Below are 15099 nucleotides of genomic sequence, written 5' to 3'. Positions count from 1 at the left end.
CGCCCCGACTGGAAAAATAAAACCGGTAACTCAGATAGCCTTGAGCGTACCTTTTGGCAGGGTCGCGGCGATGGCGCCCTTCTGGAACTTCAGCTCGACGGTGTCGGACACTTCCAGCACCACGAAGTCATCGGTAACTTTGACGATTTTGCCGGCGATGCCGCCGTTGGTGACAACTTCGTCACCTTTCTGCAAGTTGCCCAGCAGGTTCTTCTGCTCTTTGGCGCGCTTGGCCTGTGGACGCCAGATCATCAGGTAGAAGATGACCAGGAAGCCGACCAGGAAGATCCATTCAAAACCGGTACCGGCTGGGCCGGCGGCTGGTGCAGCTGCGTCCGCGTAAGCGGCGGGAATCAGAAAGCTCATGAGGCACTCCATTACTGAATTTTAATATTTTAGTGCTGACAGTTAGCCCAAAGGCGGCACAGGCAGCCCGCGTTTGGCGTAGAAGGCGTCGACAAAGGCGGCCAATTTACCCTGTTGAATAGCCTCGCGTAAACCGGCCATCAAGCGCTGGTAATGGCGCAAGTTGTGGATGGTATTCAGCATGCTGCTCAACATTTCGCCGCATTTATCCAAGTGGTGGAGATACGCGCGGGAGAAGTTGGTGCAGGTGTAGCAATCACAGGTCGGGTCCAGCGGCGATTCATCGTGGCGATGGAACGCGTTGCGGATCTTGATCACCCCTGTATCGACGAACAGATGGCCGTTGCGCGCGTTACGCGTCGGCATCACGCAGTCGAACATGTCGACGCCGCGGCGCACACCCTCAACGAGATCTTCCGGTTTGCCTACCCCCATAAGGTAACGAGGTTTGTCAGCGGGCATCTGATCTGGCAGGTAATCCAGCACCTTGATCATTTCGTGCTTGGGCTCACCCACCGACAGGCCGCCGATGGCCAGGCCGTCGAAACCGATGTTCTCCAGGCCTTCCAGCGAGCGCATGCGCAGGTCCTGGTACATGCCGCCCTGGACGATGCCGAACAGCGCCGCGGTGTTGTCGGCGTGGGCGTTTTTCGAACGCTGGGCCCAACGCAGCGACAGCTCCATGGAGGTGCGCGCCACATCGTGCTCGGCCGGGTATGGCGTGCACTCGTCGAAGATCATCACCACGTCCGAGCCCAGGTCACGCTGAACCTGCATGGACTCTTCAGGGCCCATGAACACCTTGGAGCCGTCCACAGGCGAGGCGAAGGTCACGCCTTCCTCTTTGATCTTGCGCATCGCGCCCAGGCTGAATACCTGGAAGCCACCGGAGTCAGTGAGGATCGGGCCTTTCCATTGCATGAAGTCGTGCAGGCCGTTGTGCTTCTTGATCACCTCGGTACCCGGGCGCAGCCACAGGTGGAAGGTGTTGCCAAGGATCATCTCGGCGCCGATGGCCTCGATGTCACGCGGCAGCATGCCTTTGACCGTGCCATAGGTGCCGACCGGCATGAACGCCGGGGTTTCCACGGTGCCACGAGGGAAGGTGATGCGACCACGACGGGCCTTGCCGTCGGTGGCCAGCAGTTCGAAGGACATTCGACAGGTGCGACTCATGCTTGATCCTCGGGCCCGCGTGGCGCCGGATTGCGGGTGATGAACATGGCATCACCGTAACTGAAGAAGCGGTACCCTTCTTGAACCGCCGCCGCATAGGCGGCCATGGTTTCGGGGTAGCCGGCGAAGGCCGAGACCAGCATCAGCAGCGTGGACTCCGGCAGGTGGAAGTTGGTGACCAGGGCGTCGACCACATGGAACGGGCGGCCTGGGTAGATGAAAATATCGGTATCGCCGCTGAAGGCCTTGAGCACGCCATCGCGCGCAGCGCTTTCCAGCGAACGCACGCTGGTGGTGCCCACGGCAACCACGCGCCCGCCACGGGCACGGCAGGCTTGGACAGCATCCACCACATCCTGGCTCACTTCGAGCCACTCTTTATGCATGTGGTGGTCTTCGATCTTGTCGACCCGCACCGGCTGGAAGGTGCCCGCGCCGACGTGCAGGGTCACGAAGGCCCGCTCCACGCCCTTGGCGGCGATCTTTTCCAGCAGCGCTTCGTCGAAGTGCAGGCCGGCCGTGGGTGCGGCTACAGCACCGGCACGCTCGGCGTAGACGGTCTGGTAACGCTCACGGTCGGCGCCTTCGTCGGGGCGGTCGATGTAGGGTGGCAGCGGCATGTGCCCGACGCGTTCAAGCAGTGGCAGCACCTCTTCGGTGAAGCGCAACTCGAACAGCGTGTCGTGGCGCGCGACCATTTCGGCCTCGCCACCGCCATCGATGAGAATCTGCGCACCGACCTTGGGTGCCTTGCTGGAGCGTACGTGCGCCAGCACCCGGTGGCTGTCGAGCACACGTTCGACCAGCACTTCCAGCTTGCCGCCGGAGGCTTTCTGCCCGAACAACCGCGCCGGGATCACCCGGGTGTTGTTGAACACCATCAGGTCGCCGGGGCGCAGATAGTCGAGCAGGTCGGTGAATTGCTGATGTACCAAGGCGCCACTCGGCCCATCGAGGACCAGCAGACGGCTGCCATGGCGCTCGGCCAAAGGGTGGCGGGCGATCAGGGAATCGGGGAGTTCGAAGGAAAAATCGGCGACGCGCATGATGATGTTCGGTTCGGCAGGGCCGGGAAGTTTAGCCCAATGTGTGAAAATTGACCATGAAACCCGATTGACCGACCAGAAGCACCTCTCTATACTGCGCGCCACTGCCCTGATGGCGGAATTGGTAGACGCGGCGGATTCAAAATCCGTTTTCGAAAGGAGTGGGAGTTCGAGTCTCCCTCGGGGCACCAAAATCCGGAAAAAACCGACCTTATGGTCGGTTTTTTTTTCGCCTGGATTTTGGCTGGGGGCGGCATCAGGTACGCGCCATGGCATTGCACTGTGGCTAACAGGTGCATGCCTTCAGATCTGCAGCGCTCTCAAGAACGAGCGCCGCGCGGGCGGCGCTCGATCTCAAATCCACTACTCAAGGTCGCGGCAAGCACGCGCCGTTCTCCACGTCTCGCTCACAGGTGTATCGGGCCAACTGTACAGTGCCTAGAGTAATCAGCAGGGTTTGCTGCCAATAGCTTCTGCAAACCGCAGCAAGTAGCCATCAGGATCAAGCACCAGAAAATTGCGCTGCCCGAACAGAAACTCACCGCTGCGGTACCAACGCTCTTCAACTGGGTTTCTAAGCGGATACCCGCCCGCCTCCAGTGCCGTAACCAGCGCTGAAGCGTCTGGGCATTCGATAGACAGGTTAATACCTCGCCCATAGGGCGGCTCAAGTGGGCCTACCCGCCATGGCGATTCACTGTGCCAGTCCTGCTCCAGCATCAGCTGACTGCCGCCGAAGGACAGGAAGGCAAAATGGTCTTCTGGACGCTCATACTCGACCCTGAAGCCAAGGATGTCGCAGTAGAAGGCAAGGCTTCGCGTAAGGTCGGAAACGATAAGCTCGGGTACAAGGGAATTTAGTTTCAGCATTTATTGACTCCTTTCAATTTTGATCTGAAAACAGACTCGAGCAATGGGTGGCAATGCCCGCTCAACGTGGCCGCCCCGCCTCGATCCAAGCTTGCACCTGCCTCATGCCCAGCTGGTACCGGGCGCAGTTATGCAACGCCAGACTATCCAGTTCAGCCAACGAGATCATGGCACTGCGGATGCAGCTCAATGCAGCTCAATTGAGCTCATCGCAGCTCACCTCAACTGAAAAAAGCACCAAAACAACGGCCTCCAACCCACCCACCAAATTGACGCCGCACGCCTGACTGTCAGCCCTGCAGCCATGTCGGGAATCTATTGGCCATTACCCTCCCCCCTACTTAAGATGTCACTCGTCGGATATATGCACAAAGTATTGCCAGCATGATGGCTCTTAGCCATATTTGCGCCCCCATTTCTCCACGACTGTGTGACACATGAAAACAACCGTGCCCTGTCTGGCAGCACTGATGCTGCTGAGTGGGTGCAATGGAGTGCCAACGTCCTACGTCTCCGATCCCGTCTACAGCCAGGCTTTCGTGGTCACCTCAGGTGCGCCGCTGCCGCTGTTGCTGATGGCCAGCGCCATCCAGTGGAACGAAGACTACGCAGTGACCGCCAAACACACCCCCTTCCTGCGTAACGTGGTCCATGAGGGCCTCGGCGATGTGGTGTTCTTCAAGCACAAGGCCAGCGAGGTGCCGCATTGGCGGCAATACGTACCGGGTGAGTCGGTGACGGCGGTCGGCTTCAACAGCCTGATGATTCCCGTGCAGGGCAAGGGCCATGCGTTGCCGTCGCTGGTGCGCCTTGAAGGTACACCGGGCAGTGTCTTCTACTCGCTGCACGACGGCCCGATGGTCAAGGGCATGTCTGGCGGGCCAGTGTTCGCCGATGATGGGCAGGTGGTGGGTATCAACATTGCGTTCATCCCTAAGAACGAGATCGATGCGCGCACTCGCCCGGACCTCGCTGATAAAGAGCGTGTCAGCGTGTTCATGTCGTACAGCGAGATCGACAAGGAATGGCGGCGCTTCCAGTACCTGCTGGCACGCAAGGCCAAGCCTCATGCGCCTGCGGCGATCAAGGGGATTGTGGCGGTGGCTGCCAAGCCGTGAGCAGTCGGCGGTGATCTGCCACTGAGGCAGTGCTAGCCTGTGAGCGGGGCTTGGCCGCAAACGGCCAGCCAACGCACTGCAAAAGGACCTGCCATGCACCTCAGCCACCGCCCTGTTCAGCCCAGCGACATCCCCGCCATCTGCTGCTTCCCCCAGGGCCCGGACGAACTGTTCTACATGTTCCCCAAAGCCACCTACCCCCTGACACCCGCGCAATTGACCGACGCCATCGCCCAGCGCAACGGCTCTACGGTGGTGGAAGGCAGCGGCATGGTGCTGGGCTTCGCCAACTTCTACAAAGCCGAGCACGGCGGCGTGTGCGCCCTGGGCAACGTGGTGGTGGCGCCAGCTGCCCGCGGCCATGGGGTGGCGAGCTACCTGGTAACCGCCATGATCGAGCTGGCCCGCGAACAGTTTGCGGCGCGAGAGATTTGGGTGTCGTGCTTCAATCACAACACGGCGGGGTTGCTGCTTTATCCACAGCTCGGTTTTGTGCCGTTCGGCATCGAAGAACGCCAGGCGCCGGATGGGAAGCGAGTGGCGTTGGTGCAGATGAGGCAGGTACTGGCCTAGCCTGCGAAATCTAATGCGACGACGTATGGGGCTGAACAAAAAGCTCCACGCCTAGGGCACGTATGACTTTAAGCACTGTATCAAAGCGGGGCTTAGCGCCTGGGCTAAGTGCTTTATAGAGACTTTCTCGACCTAACCCACTCTGTGCAGCGATTTGTGTCATTCCCCGTGCCCGAGCGATATGACCGATGGCCCGGATAATCTCATCTGTATCGCCATCGGATAGCACCTGGCTGAGGTATTCGCTGATTGTTGCATCACTGTCAAGCAAGTCGGCGATATCAAAAGGGATCAATTTTTCGCTCATTTCATTTCCTCCACCAGCTTTCTCGCTTTGAGGACATCGGCGGTCTGGGAAGATTTGTCTCCGCCCACCAGCAGAAAAATCACTTTGGCTCCCTTCCGCGTGAAATAGACTCGATAACCTGCAGAAACGTCGATGCGAAGCTCACTTACACCGCATTCATGCGAGATAGGGAAGCGGTCTACCTTGCCGTTTCACCTTTGCGAAGAGAACTCAGGAGCGTCTGATACCTCAGTCAGTTTTTTCTTTCAAACACGTCCAAAAAAATGTCTTGCAACATCAGCTGCCGAACCATACCCATCCCTCGACGTCCGATCCTGCATCCCCCGCGTTTCGAGGTACCCCGTGTGAAAGAGATCATCGCCCGCAAGTACCGCTTGGTGGTGAAGACCATTGGTTACATCGGCTGGTCGCTGTTCTGGCTGCTGATCTGGGATGTGCTGGTCACCATCGATTTCATGCTGTTCTTCAACAGCAAGTTCACCCTGCCGTTGATTCCGTTGACCTTGCTGGGTTCGGCGCTGGTGGTGCTGGTGAGCTTTCGCAACAGCAGCGCCTACAACCGCTGGTGGGAGGCGCGCACGTTGTGGGGTGCGCTGGTCAACAGTTCGCGCAGTTTTGCCCGGCAGACGCTGACGCTGATCGATGACCCGGATGACGGGCTGAACCCGATCAAGGCCACTTTGCTGCGCCGGCATATCGCCTATGTGAACTGCCTGGCTGCGCACCTCAAGGGCGACCGCTGCCCGGATGAACTGATAGCGTTCATCCCGCAGGCGGAGTTCGAGCGGCGCAACCGCTCCAACAACTTCGCCAACGACATCCTCAGTGGCTCGGCAGCCCTGCTGGCGCGGGAATACCAAGCCGGGCGCCTGGACAGCATTCGCCTGGCGCGGCTGGAGTCGACCTTGGTGGACCTGTCCAATGCCCAGGGCGGCATGGAACGGATCGCCAATACGCCGCTGCCCTACCCTTATGTGTATTTTCCGCGGCTGTTCATCACGCTGTTCTGCCTGATCGTGCCGGTGGGGCTGGTCGAGTCGCTGGAGTGGTTCACACCGCTGGCGTCGACGGTGGTGGGGTTCATGTTGCTGGCCATCGAGCGGATCGGCACCGACCTGCAAAGCCCCTTCCGCTTCAGCGAGCACCAGATCCAGATGGACACCATTTGCGAGACGATCGAGCGCAACCTGGAGTCGATGCAACGGGAAGCGCAGCATGGCGAACTGACCACCTGATGCTTGCGCGGGCTGCCCGGCAGCCCCAGTCAGGCGCGCACATAGCGCTGGCGCAGCACATCACTCAAGGCATCCACCAGCAACACCAGCACCAGCATGGCGATGATCACCGTGCTGGCTTGCGCCTCCTGGAACAGGCTCAAGGTGGTGTAGAGCATCTGCCCCAACCCACCTGCCCCAACAAACCCCAACACGCTGGCCATGCGGATGTTGTTCTCCCAGCGGTACAGGCTGTAAGCCAGCAACTGCGGCCACAGGTTAGGCAAGGTACCAAAGCAGAATGCCGCCACCTGGCTGCCACCCTGCAAGCGAATGGCTGCTGCAGGCTCTGCCGGCGCGTTTTCCAGTGCCTCGGCAAACAAGCGGCCGAGCACGCCGGCGGTGTGTAACGCCAAGGCCAGGGTCCCAGCATTCGGGCCAAGCCCTGCGGCCAGCACGGTGAGCGCCGCCCAGACTAATTCCGGGATGGCCCGCAAGGCATTGAGCAGCACCCGCGCCGCTGCCTGCAGCAGCCAGCCGAAGCGGCCCGCCGCCGGTAACGCCAGCAGCATCCCCAGCACCACCGCCAGCAAAGTCCCCAGGCCGGACATCGCCAAGGTCTCCAAGGCGCCATGCCAGACCGCGCGCAAATGCTCGACGGTCACGTCCGGGTGCAGGAAGCGCCCCGCGTACTCGCCCATCTGCCCTAGCCCGCCATCACCGACCAGCGCCTGCAGGTCCAGTTCGAGATAGGTGAACGAGGCCACCACCGCTGCGATGATCACGCCGAGCACCAGCAGGTTGATCGCCCGGTTCATGCCAGCCTTCCTCGCAGAAAGCGGCTGAGCAGGTCAGCCAGCGATACCAGCAACAGAAACGTCAGCAGCATGCTCGCCACCTCCGCGCCGGCAAACATGCGCATCGACAGGTCGATCTGCTGCCCCAACCCGCCAGCGCCGACAAACCCCATCACCACCGAAGCACGCACCGCGCATTCCCAGCGGTACACCGTGTACGACACCACTTCCGACACCGCATTGGGCAAGATGCCGTAGAAAAAGGCCATCAGCCGACCACTGCCGGCCTGCAATAGGGCATGGGCCGGGCGTTGGTCGACCGACTCGAAGATTTCGGCGTAGACCTTGCCGAGCATGCCGCTGTAGGTAATGGCGATGGCCAGCACCCCCGCCGTTGGCCCAAGCCCCACAGCACGCACGAACAGCAGGGCCCAGACGATTTCTGGCACGCTGCGCAGAAAGATCAACAGCCCGCGTACCGGCAGCCGCAGCACCCGCGACCACCACCCGGCCCGCCCGCCACGGGAGGCCGCGCGCAACGACAAGGCACGGCTGGCCAGCAGGCTGGCAGGTACCGCCAGCACCAGCGCCAGGGTCATGCCGGCCGTGGCCACGGCGAGGGTCTGCAAGGTGGCTTCGTACAGCAACTGCAAAAAGGCGGCATCGTGCGCCGGCGGCCAGAACGCTTGGGTGAAGCTGGCGATCTGCTGACGGTTTTCGGCCTGCCACAGCACGCCGGGGTTCAGCTCGCTCAACTGCAGGCCCGGCCATAACACCGCCACAGCAAGCAGGGTCAGCAGCAACCGTGGCAGGGCAGCCGGGTCGCGGGCATGGGCCTTCAGCATCGCGGGATCTGTACCGTCAGCACTGCTGCAGGCTCCTGCAAGGGAGGCGAAGCCAAGTGTTCGTTGGCATAGAGTGCATCGAGCATCTGCGGGCTGACCGCCTCGGCCGGGCTGTCGAACACCACCTGCCCTTCACGAATGCCGATCACCCGTGGAAAGTGCGCCAGCGCCAGCTCGACCGCATGCAGGCTGGCCACCAGCGTTACACCGTTGGCCTGGGCGTGGCGATTGAGCAATGCCAGGCTGTGGTCGGCCAGCACCGGGTCCATCGCAGAAACGGGCTCATCGGTCAGCAGCAAGTCCGGACGTTGATACAGCACCCGTGCAATGCCTACCCGTTGCAGTTGGCCCCCAGACAGTTGCCCGCACTGGACGAACAGTTTGTCAGCCAGCCCCAGCTCGGCCAATGCCTGGCGCACGCCTGGCACATCGGTCGGGTACAACAGGTTGAACAAGCCACGCATGATACCCCACTGCCCCAATCGCCCCGCCAGCACTGCGGTCACAACCCGCTGGCGCGGCGGCAAGGGCGGGGCCTGATGCACCAAGCCAACCCGTGCCCGCAAGCGCTGACGCGCCCTGCCAGACAACTGCCAGGGCTGTTCACCGAACAGCGCCAGGCGCCCGGTACTGGGCTGGATAGCAGTGGCCATCAGGTGCAGCAGGCTGGACTTGCCAGCGCCAGAGGGGCCGATAATCGCGACCCGCTCGCCCTGCTCCACGCACAGGTTTATCGCGTCGAGCGCGCGGACCTGGCCATGGTGCAGGCTGGCATCGTGCAGATCAATTGCCATCGGAGCGGACGTCACTTGAGCAGGCCGGCCTCACGCGCGGCTTGTTCGGTGCCCTGGTAGTTCTCAGGCTTGGTCTCGATAAAGCGGCTGGCAGCCTGCAGGTCGAGGATCGCTTTGTGCTCGGGGTTGGCCGGGTCCAGGTCGAGGAACGCCTGTTTGATTTTCGCCTTGAGTGCCGGCGCCATGTTGCCGCGCACGGTCCAGTTGTAGTCGTAGTAGGTCGGGGTAGTGGCGAACACCTTCACCTTGCTGGTATCGACCTTGCCGGCGTCCACCAGCTTTTGCCAGACGCTGGCATTGAGCACCCCGCCATCGACCTTGCCGGCCTGCACCCAGGCTGCGGTGGCGTCGTGGGCGCCGGAGTAGGCCACACGGCTGAAGTAGTCCTCAGGCTTGATGTTGTTCTCTTTGAGCATGAAGTAACGCGGCATCAGGCTGCCCGAGGTGGACGAGATGGAGCCGAAGGCGAACGACTTGCCCTTAAGGTCGGCCAGGCTCTTCACATTGGGGTTGGCAGTGATGAACTTGGACGTGAATTGCGCGTCCTGCTCACGCTGCACCAGCGGCGTGGCGTTTGGGTCTTTCAAGTGCACCTGAACAAAGGTGAACCCCCCCAGCCACGCCAGGTCGAGGCGGTCGGAGGCCAGCGACTCGACCACCGCCGGGTAGTCGGCGACCGGCACGAACTTCACCTCCATGCCCAACTGCTTGGCCAGGTACTCCCCCAACGGCTTGAATTTACGCTGCAGCTCGGTGGGCGCTTCGTCGGGGATGGCACTGACCCGAAGGGTTTCAGCAGCCTGGGCGACAACGGCACAACAAGACAGCACGAGGCCGGCGGCGAGCGCCAGAGGGCGTTTGAGCATGGGCAATCTCCGGGTCATTGGCAGCTAAAGGGTCGGCAGCCGTGCCGACCGTGAAAAGTATAAGTGCCCATGGCGCAATGGCCAGCTTTGCTACAATCGCGCAACAATTTGATCTGCTGAGGTACGTATGAGCGAGCCAATCCGCCTGACCCAGTACAGCCATGGTGCCGGTTGTGGCTGCAAGATCTCCCCCAAGGTACTGGACGTGATCCTTGCCGAAAGCGGCGTCCAGGCCCTGGACCCGAACCTCTGGGTCGGCAATGCTTCGCGCGACGACGCTGCCGTGTACGCCCTGGACGAAGAGCGCGGCGTGGTCTCGACCACCGATTTCTTCATGCCGATCGTCGATGACCCGTATGACTTCGGCCGCATCGCCGCCACCAACGCTATCAGCGACATCTACGCCATGGGCGGCGACCCCTTGATGGCCATCGCCATCCTCGGCTGGCCGGTCAACGTGCTGCCGCCGGAAGTCGCCCGCGAAGTGATCCGCGGCGGGCGCGCGGTCTGCGCCGAAGCTGGCATCCCGCTGGCCGGCGGCCACTCCATCGACGCCCCGGAGCCGATCTTCGGCCTCGCCGTCACCGGCGTGGTCAGCAAGCGCCATCTCAAGCGCAACGACACCGCCACCGCCGGTTGCCGCCTGTACCTGACCAAACCGCTGGGCATCGGCATCCTCACCACCGCCGAGAAAAAGGCCAAGCTGCGCGAGCAGGACCAAGGCCTGGCACGCGACTGGATGTGCACCCTCAACACCCCCGGGAGCCGCTTCGGCAAGCTTGAAGGTGTGAGGGCGATGACCGACGTCACCGGCTTCGGCCTGTTGGGCCACCTGGTGGAGCTGGCCGACGGCAGCGGCCTCACCGCGCACCTGGACTACGCCGCCGTACCGCGCCTGCCAAGTGTCGAGCATTACCTGGCTGAGGGCTGCATCCCGGGCGGCACGTTGCGCAATTACGAAAGCTACGGCCACAAGATCGGCGCCCTGAGCGATGAGCAAAAGCACCTGCTGTGCGACCCGCAGACCAGCGGCGGCCTGCTGGTGGCGGTCAGCCCTGAGGGTGACGCGCAGTTTCAGGCCGTGGCAGCCGAACTGGGCCTGCAACTGTCGCCCATCGGCACGCTGGGTGAGCGACAGAGCAACGCGGTCGAGGTGATCTGATGCGTCCCGACTGCACTGATTTCCGCCCGCTATTTTTGAACGACGTGCCGATGATGGACATGCGCGCGCCCATCGAATTCGCCAAAGGTGCCTTCCCGGGCGTCGTCAACCTGCCACTGATGAACGACCAGGAGCGGCAGAAGGTCGGCACCTGCTACAAACAGCAAGGCCAGGCCGCCGCCATCACGCTTGGCCACCAACTGGTCAGTGGCGCGACCAAGCGCGAACGCCTGCACGCCTGGGCCAGCTTCGCCAAGGCGCATCCCGAGGGCTACCTGTACTGTTTCCGCGGTGGCCTGCGCTCGTTGATCGTTCAACAGTGGCTGCGCGATGAAGCGGGTATCGACTACCCGCGGGTCAAGGGCGGCTACAAAGCGATGCGCACCTTTCTGCTGGACACCACTGAGCAGGCAGTGGCGCAGTGCGATTTCGTTTTGATTGGCGGCCTCACCGGCACCGGCAAGACGGAGGTACTGCACCAGTTGAGCAATGGGCTGGACCTTGAAGGCCATGCCAACCACCGTGGCTCCAGCTTCGGCAAGCGTGCCACCGCGCAGCCCGCGCAAATCGGCTTCGAAAACAAGCTGGCCATCGATGTGCTGAAAAAGCGCGCGCGTGGCATCGAGCAGTTCGTGCTCGAAGATGAAGGCCGTATCGTCGGCAGCTGCACCGTGCCGCTGGCTTTGTATCAAGGCATGCAGCAGTACCCGTTGGTATGGCTGGAGGACAGTTTCGAGCAGCGTGTTGAACGTATCCTGCGCGATTACGTGGTCAACCTGAGCGCAGAGTTCGTCGATGTGCACGGCGACGAAGAGGGCCGCCGATTGTTTGCCGAACGCATGCTGTCGAGCATGGCCAATATCCACAAGCGCCTGGGTGGTGAACGCTGCCAACGCTTGTCCGCCATCTTGCAACAAGCCCTGGATGAGCAACAGCGCAGCGGCGCGGTGGAGCTGCACCGGGGCTGGATCGAAGGGTTGCTGAATGAGTATTACGACCCGATGTATGCCTATCAGCGCGATGCCAAGGCTGAGCGTATCGAGTTTGCAGGGGATGCCGTGGAGGTGCGCGAATACCTCAAGGCCCGCGCGCAAAGGCAGCAACACTGAGGCCGCTTAGCCAGTTGCCAAACACCTTGCACCACCGTCGTCTGTAGGAGCGGCCTTGCGTCGCGAAAGGGCCGCACAGCGGCCCTATGACGCCGAAATCTGGGGCCGCTGTGCGGCCCTTTCGCGACGCAAGGCCGCTCCTACACAAACGTGCGCCCATCTCACTGCCCCGGGCTGAGTACTCGCTCAAGCTCGGCCGCCCGGTCCCGGGTCATGTCCATCACGCACACGCCGCCTTCCAGCTGCGCCAGGGTCCCGCCACTGGCCTGTACGTGGAACGTGCAGTTGTCATCACGGTAGGCGATCCACTTGCGCTGTACCTCGCGCAGGCGTTTCTGCTGCCCTGCCTCCAGTTTGCCCATCAACTGTTTGTACACCCGGTTCAAGCGCTGGTCCTGCAACTGGGTCTCGGCCTGGATGCAACTGCTCATGGCCACTGTGCTGGACGCCTTGTCCATGCATTGGCCATAGCTCGGCGAATTTTCTTCGGCCATGGCCAGCGGCAGCACACACGCCAGCGCCAGGCCCGTCAGGTGATACTTATTCATGACTATTTCCCCCTGTGGATATCAAAATGTCTGTGGCTGTTCCGGCGGCATCAGCACCTTGTTGGGCTCGAAACGCAACGACGGCATCTGCGTTGCGGCATACAACGCGACACCCAGCGCCGCTATCAACGCCACATCGAGCCAACGCCAGCCGGGCATGTCGTCGGCGCTGCGGGCCTTCCAGCAATGCCAGGCCTGGCCCGCGCAGAACACCCCCATCGCGGTGAGCCACAGATAAAAGCCCGCACCAAAACCGGTGCGGTCATGAAACGCGTAGCTTTGGCTGTCTGGCAATCGGTCAATTCCGAAACTGCTGGCAGCCAGATACAACGCCGCCACACCGCATGCCAAGGCCAACCGACGGAAACGTCGATGGGCAAGAATCGCCACGGCCAGCAGCGGATTGGCAAACCATTGATACAACCCGAAGGGCATGCCCCATGGCCCGTACAGCAACATCTGCAGGGCGGGCATGTGGCGGTCGCCACTCATCAGCACGCCATCGAAAAACAGCGCGAGCAGGTACAGGAACAGGCTGATGCTCAGGTAGAAAACGGGCAAAGGGGCACACCTGGGGAAAACGGGACAGGCTGCGACCATAACCCAGGCCCTGCCCCGCTTCCAGGCGTTTAGTAAGTGCCGCGCAGGGTCACCACCGGTAGCGTGATGTACAGCAGACGATGAAAGTCGAGGTTAGCCATAACACTAAACAACCGGTGGTTCCAGCAGCAGGCCATAGATGCCCGAGTCGGACAGCTCGCCGGCCACGCACCAGCGTGCCCGCAGGGTGCCTTCGAGCACGAAGCCCTGGCGTTCGAGCGTGCGTGCCGAGCCTTGGTTGCGCGGGTCGATCTCGCCCTCCAGGCGGCGCATGTGCAGGGTGTGAGCGAGGTAGTCGATGAAGCAGGTCAATGCCTCGTCCATGTACCCCCTGCCCTGTACGGCGCTGGCCAGGCAATAGCCGATTTCGCCACGGCGGGATACGTCATCGATGTTGAACAGTTGGACCATGCCGATGAGTTCGCCGTTGTCACGGCGGTACATGCCGAGCTTGAGCTGGTCGCCATTGGCATAGGCTTCACGGTCGGCAGCCAAGGCGCTTTCGGCCTCGGCGAGGTCTTGCCAGGGTGCGTGGTGCCAATAACGCATGACCTCGGGGTCGGCCATGATCGCCAGCCATTGCGCGGCATCGCCATGGCGCATCGGGCGCAATTGCAGGCGGGGGCTGTCGAGGCAGAGGTCACTGGGGAAACTGCGGGGTGGGGTCACGCCGGATCTCCTGTCCATTGCTGGGGAGATGACAGTTTAACGTCAAGCGAGGCGGCTGGGGGATGCGTTGGGTTTTATCGTGTGTTTGGGATTTTTTGGGGGTTAGGGCTGGGCTTGTGTCAGGGCTACTGGGTGCATGGCTCGGGTTTTGCGGTGGGGCGCAAATCGAGCGCCGCGCGGGCGGCGCTCGATTTCAAGGACGCTGCAGCCCTTTCGCCATGCGCCTATCAGCCGTTACTCGCCACCCCGTAAGGCGTTTAAAAATGGCTCAACCGCCCCGGTTCAACCCCATTTCCATGTCGTTGATCAGCGCCTTGGCCATGGCACTGAGTATCCGTGCAGCGCTGCCTGCAACCTTGTTGCCCTCCATCTCGGCCTCTTCGCTGAGGTGGCGTATGCACCCCAGCAACACAGACAATTCGTCGAACGCGTGATCAAGGCGGATGCCCGGTTCGATGCGGAACAATTCGAGAAACGTCTCCACGCCAGCGGTGGTATGGCTTTTCAGGTGATTGCTCATTCCACTGCCTCCTGCGCCTTTATGTGGGCGAACAGCGCATGAAGCAATTCGGTCAGGGCGGACATGTTTTCGAGGAGGGCGCTGCGTTGCAGGCTGTCTTCGGCTTTGAGGTAAAGCTCGATGGTTTGGGAAAGGCTGCCCATGAGTTTGGCTGCCTGGGACCTTGCCTCTGCATGGGAGAGGTCGGCGATTATCGAGATATAAGGGATTGGGAAAGTGGGTGGGTCAGGTACAAGTTTTTTCATGGTGAACTCCAATGACATTTCAAGGAGCAACCACCTTGGTCCTTCTCACAGATTTGGGTGGCAGCCGTGCGCGAGGTGAGAAGCCCGTGTTGGAGTCACCACGGTCAGACCGAAGCCTGCACGCGCACAGCTGCCATAAAAAAGGCCGACTACCAACAACGAGTTCTCACACCCGCTCGCCATATGGGCGAACCATGAAGTTATCGCTGAAGTACTTCCCCACCTATCAGGCGGCATCCGACAGGCATCGTAGGATAATTCGACAAGCCTGCCT

Annotated in this window: 19 protein-coding genes, 1 tRNA gene and 1 pseudogene; 6 read left to right on the top strand and 15 right to left on the bottom strand. The window is 61.5% G+C overall.

Going from position 1 to position 15099, the window contains the following annotated elements; genetic code table 11:
* Nucleotides 1-30 precede the first annotated feature (30 nt).
* The 3 genes from yajC to queA are packed head-to-tail and all read right to left on the bottom strand — an operon-like array spanning nucleotide 31 to nucleotide 2588.
* Nucleotides 31-366, bottom strand: a complete 336-nt coding sequence (yajC, locus tag HU750_RS00165) for a preprotein translocase subunit YajC (RefSeq protein ID WP_027595530.1) — start codon at nucleotides 364-366, stop codon at nucleotides 31-33.
* 42 nt (nucleotides 367-408) lie between these two features.
* A complete protein-coding gene (tgt, locus tag HU750_RS00160) occupies nucleotides 409-1524 on the bottom strand; it encodes a tRNA guanosine(34) transglycosylase Tgt (protein ID WP_077068621.1) in 1116 nt (371 codons plus the stop codon).
* 14 nt (nucleotides 1525-1538) lie between these two features.
* Nucleotides 1539-2588, bottom strand: a complete 1050-nt coding sequence (gene queA, locus HU750_RS00155; RefSeq protein WP_027595528.1) for a tRNA preQ1(34) S-adenosylmethionine ribosyltransferase-isomerase QueA — start codon at nucleotides 2586-2588, stop codon at nucleotides 1539-1541.
* 106 nt (nucleotides 2589-2694) lie between these two features.
* Between queA and HU750_RS00150 the strand changes: the two genes are divergently transcribed.
* Nucleotides 2695-2779 (top strand) — tRNA-Leu (locus HU750_RS00150).
* A gap of 256 nt (nucleotides 2780-3035) precedes the next feature.
* Here HU750_RS00150 and HU750_RS00145 read toward each other — a convergent pair.
* Entirely contained in the window at nucleotides 3036-3458 is a 423-nt protein-coding gene (locus HU750_RS00145; protein WP_186675535.1) for a bleomycin resistance protein, read from the bottom strand.
* A 470-nt stretch (nucleotides 3459-3928) separates the two neighbouring features.
* Here HU750_RS00145 and HU750_RS00140 point away from each other — a divergent pair, with 470 nt between their 5' ends.
* Together HU750_RS00140 and HU750_RS00135 are read left to right on the top strand one after the other, a co-directional pair.
* On the top strand, nucleotides 3929-4576 hold the full coding sequence (locus tag HU750_RS00140; protein ID WP_027595527.1) for a S1 family serine peptidase: 648 nt from the start codon (nucleotides 3929-3931) through the stop codon (nucleotides 4574-4576).
* A 93-nt stretch (nucleotides 4577-4669) separates the two neighbouring features.
* Nucleotides 4670-5149, top strand: a complete 480-nt coding sequence (locus tag HU750_RS00135) for a GNAT family N-acetyltransferase (RefSeq protein ID WP_186675532.1) — start codon at nucleotides 4670-4672, stop codon at nucleotides 5147-5149.
* A 10-nt stretch (nucleotides 5150-5159) separates the two neighbouring features.
* Here the strand turns inward: HU750_RS00135 and HU750_RS00130 are convergent, their stop codons facing one another.
* Nucleotides 5160-5456 (bottom strand): addiction module antidote protein, encoded by a 297-nt coding sequence (locus HU750_RS00130; RefSeq protein ID WP_186675529.1) that lies wholly within the window; start codon nucleotides 5454-5456, stop codon nucleotides 5160-5162.
* A pseudogene (locus HU750_RS00125) lies at nucleotides 5453-5608 on the bottom strand (type II toxin-antitoxin system RelE/ParE family toxin); the annotation flags it as partial. The gene HU750_RS00130 and the pseudogene HU750_RS00125, both read right to left, overlap by 4 nt.
* A gap of 192 nt (nucleotides 5609-5800) precedes the next feature.
* Here HU750_RS00125 and HU750_RS00120 point away from each other — a divergent pair.
* Nucleotides 5801-6691, top strand: a complete 891-nt coding sequence (locus HU750_RS00120) for a bestrophin family protein (RefSeq protein ID WP_027595523.1) — start codon at nucleotides 5801-5803, stop codon at nucleotides 6689-6691.
* Nucleotides 6692-6720: 29 nt separating this feature from the next.
* Here the strand turns inward: HU750_RS00120 and phnE are convergent, their stop codons facing one another.
* The 4 genes from phnE to HU750_RS00100 are packed head-to-tail and all read right to left on the bottom strand — an operon-like array spanning nucleotide 6721 to nucleotide 9972.
* On the bottom strand, nucleotides 6721-7488 hold the full coding sequence (gene phnE, locus HU750_RS00115; protein ID WP_186675527.1) for a phosphonate ABC transporter, permease protein PhnE: 768 nt from the start codon (nucleotides 7486-7488) through the stop codon (nucleotides 6721-6723).
* Nucleotides 7485-8312, bottom strand: a complete 828-nt coding sequence (locus HU750_RS00110) for a PhnE/PtxC family ABC transporter permease (protein ID WP_099428361.1) — start codon at nucleotides 8310-8312, stop codon at nucleotides 7485-7487. Before HU750_RS00110 ends, phnE begins: the two co-directional genes overlap by 4 nt.
* A complete protein-coding gene (locus HU750_RS00105) occupies nucleotides 8306-9106 on the bottom strand; it encodes a phosphonate ABC transporter ATP-binding protein (RefSeq protein ID WP_186675523.1) in 801 nt (266 codons plus the stop codon). The genes HU750_RS00110 and HU750_RS00105 overlap by 7 nt, the downstream gene beginning before the upstream one ends.
* A gap of 11 nt (nucleotides 9107-9117) precedes the next feature.
* Nucleotides 9118-9972: a putative selenate ABC transporter substrate-binding protein gene (locus HU750_RS00100; RefSeq protein ID WP_027595519.1), complete on the bottom strand. Its 855-nt coding sequence runs from the start codon at nucleotides 9970-9972 to the stop codon at nucleotides 9118-9120.
* Between the two features lie 127 nt (nucleotides 9973-10099).
* Here HU750_RS00100 and selD point away from each other — a divergent pair, with 127 nt between their 5' ends.
* Entirely contained in the window at nucleotides 10100-11134 is a 1035-nt protein-coding gene (gene selD, locus HU750_RS00095) for a selenide, water dikinase SelD (RefSeq protein WP_186675515.1), read from the top strand.
* Nucleotides 11134-12243 carry a tRNA 2-selenouridine(34) synthase MnmH gene (gene mnmH / locus HU750_RS00090; protein WP_186675512.1) on the top strand — a complete coding sequence of 370 codons (1110 nt, stop codon included), beginning with the start codon at nucleotides 11134-11136 and terminating at the stop codon, nucleotides 12241-12243. Before selD ends, mnmH begins: the two co-directional genes overlap by 1 nt.
* A gap of 161 nt (nucleotides 12244-12404) precedes the next feature.
* On the opposite strand, the gene HU750_RS00085 is transcribed toward mnmH, so the two are convergent.
* The 5 genes from HU750_RS00085 to HU750_RS00065 form a co-directional block, all read right to left on the bottom strand.
* Entirely contained in the window at nucleotides 12405-12791 is a 387-nt protein-coding gene (locus HU750_RS00085; RefSeq protein ID WP_186675509.1) for a lysozyme inhibitor LprI family protein, read from the bottom strand.
* Nucleotides 12792-12812: 21 nt separating this feature from the next.
* Nucleotides 12813-13352 (bottom strand): hypothetical protein, encoded by a 540-nt coding sequence (locus HU750_RS00080; protein ID WP_186675506.1) that lies wholly within the window; start codon nucleotides 13350-13352, stop codon nucleotides 12813-12815.
* A 144-nt stretch (nucleotides 13353-13496) separates the two neighbouring features.
* Nucleotides 13497-14060 carry a GNAT family N-acetyltransferase gene (locus tag HU750_RS00075; RefSeq protein WP_186675503.1) on the bottom strand — a complete coding sequence of 188 codons (564 nt, stop codon included), beginning with the start codon at nucleotides 14058-14060 and terminating at the stop codon, nucleotides 13497-13499.
* Between the two features lie 268 nt (nucleotides 14061-14328).
* Nucleotides 14329-14580 (bottom strand): DUF3077 domain-containing protein, encoded by a 252-nt coding sequence (locus HU750_RS00070; protein WP_186675500.1) that lies wholly within the window; start codon nucleotides 14578-14580, stop codon nucleotides 14329-14331.
* Nucleotides 14577-14825, bottom strand: a complete 249-nt coding sequence (locus HU750_RS00065) for a hypothetical protein (RefSeq protein ID WP_172960340.1) — start codon at nucleotides 14823-14825, stop codon at nucleotides 14577-14579. Before HU750_RS00065 ends, HU750_RS00070 begins: the two co-directional genes overlap by 4 nt.
* Between the last annotated feature and the right edge of the window lie 274 nt (nucleotides 14826-15099).

Origin of the sequence: Pseudomonas sp. SWRI50, assembly GCF_014269095.1 — a bacterium.
Classification (GTDB): domain Bacteria; phylum Pseudomonadota; class Gammaproteobacteria; order Pseudomonadales; family Pseudomonadaceae; genus Aquipseudomonas; species Aquipseudomonas kermanshahensis.
This window is presented reverse-complemented; position numbering and strand designations above follow the sequence as displayed.

Bases quoted from the DNA above. Each gene is read 5' to 3' on its own strand.
- yajC (WP_027595530.1), bottom strand. From the start codon at position 366: ATGAGCTTTCTGATTCCCGCCGCTTACGCGGACGCAGCTGCACCAGCC.
- tgt (WP_077068621.1), bottom strand. From the start codon at position 1,524: ATGTCCTTCGAACTGCTGGCCACCGACGGCAAGGCCCGTCGTGGTCGC.
- queA (WP_027595528.1), bottom strand. From the start codon at position 2,588: ATGCGCGTCGCCGATTTTTCCTTCGAACTCCCCGATTCCCTGATCGCC.
- HU750_RS00145 (WP_186675535.1), bottom strand. From the start codon at position 3,458: ATGCTGAAACTAAATTCCCTTGTACCCGAGCTTATCGTTTCCGACCTT.
- HU750_RS00140 (WP_027595527.1), top strand. From the start codon at position 3,929: ATGCTGCTGAGTGGGTGCAATGGAGTGCCAACGTCCTACGTCTCCGAT.
- HU750_RS00135 (WP_186675532.1), top strand. From the start codon at position 4,670: ATGCACCTCAGCCACCGCCCTGTTCAGCCCAGCGACATCCCCGCCATC.
- HU750_RS00130 (WP_186675529.1), bottom strand. From the start codon at position 5,456: ATGAGCGAAAAATTGATCCCTTTTGATATCGCCGACTTGCTTGACAGT.
- phnE (WP_186675527.1), bottom strand. From the start codon at position 7,488: ATGAACCGGGCGATCAACCTGCTGGTGCTCGGCGTGATCATCGCAGCG.
- HU750_RS00110 (WP_099428361.1), bottom strand. From the start codon at position 8,312: ATGCTGAAGGCCCATGCCCGCGACCCGGCTGCCCTGCCACGGTTGCTG.
- HU750_RS00105 (WP_186675523.1), bottom strand. From the start codon at position 9,106: ATGGCAATTGATCTGCACGATGCCAGCCTGCACCATGGCCAGGTCCGC.
- HU750_RS00100 (WP_027595519.1), bottom strand. From the start codon at position 9,972: ATGCTCAAACGCCCTCTGGCGCTCGCCGCCGGCCTCGTGCTGTCTTGT.
- selD (WP_186675515.1), top strand. From the start codon at position 10,100: ATGAGCGAGCCAATCCGCCTGACCCAGTACAGCCATGGTGCCGGTTGT.
- mnmH (WP_186675512.1), top strand. From the start codon at position 11,134: ATGCGTCCCGACTGCACTGATTTCCGCCCGCTATTTTTGAACGACGTG.
- HU750_RS00085 (WP_186675509.1), bottom strand. From the start codon at position 12,791: ATGAATAAGTATCACCTGACGGGCCTGGCGCTGGCGTGTGTGCTGCCG.
- HU750_RS00070 (WP_186675500.1), bottom strand. From the start codon at position 14,580: ATGAGCAATCACCTGAAAAGCCATACCACCGCTGGCGTGGAGACGTTT.
- HU750_RS00065 (WP_172960340.1), bottom strand. From the start codon at position 14,825: ATGAAAAAACTTGTACCTGACCCACCCACTTTCCCAATCCCTTATATC.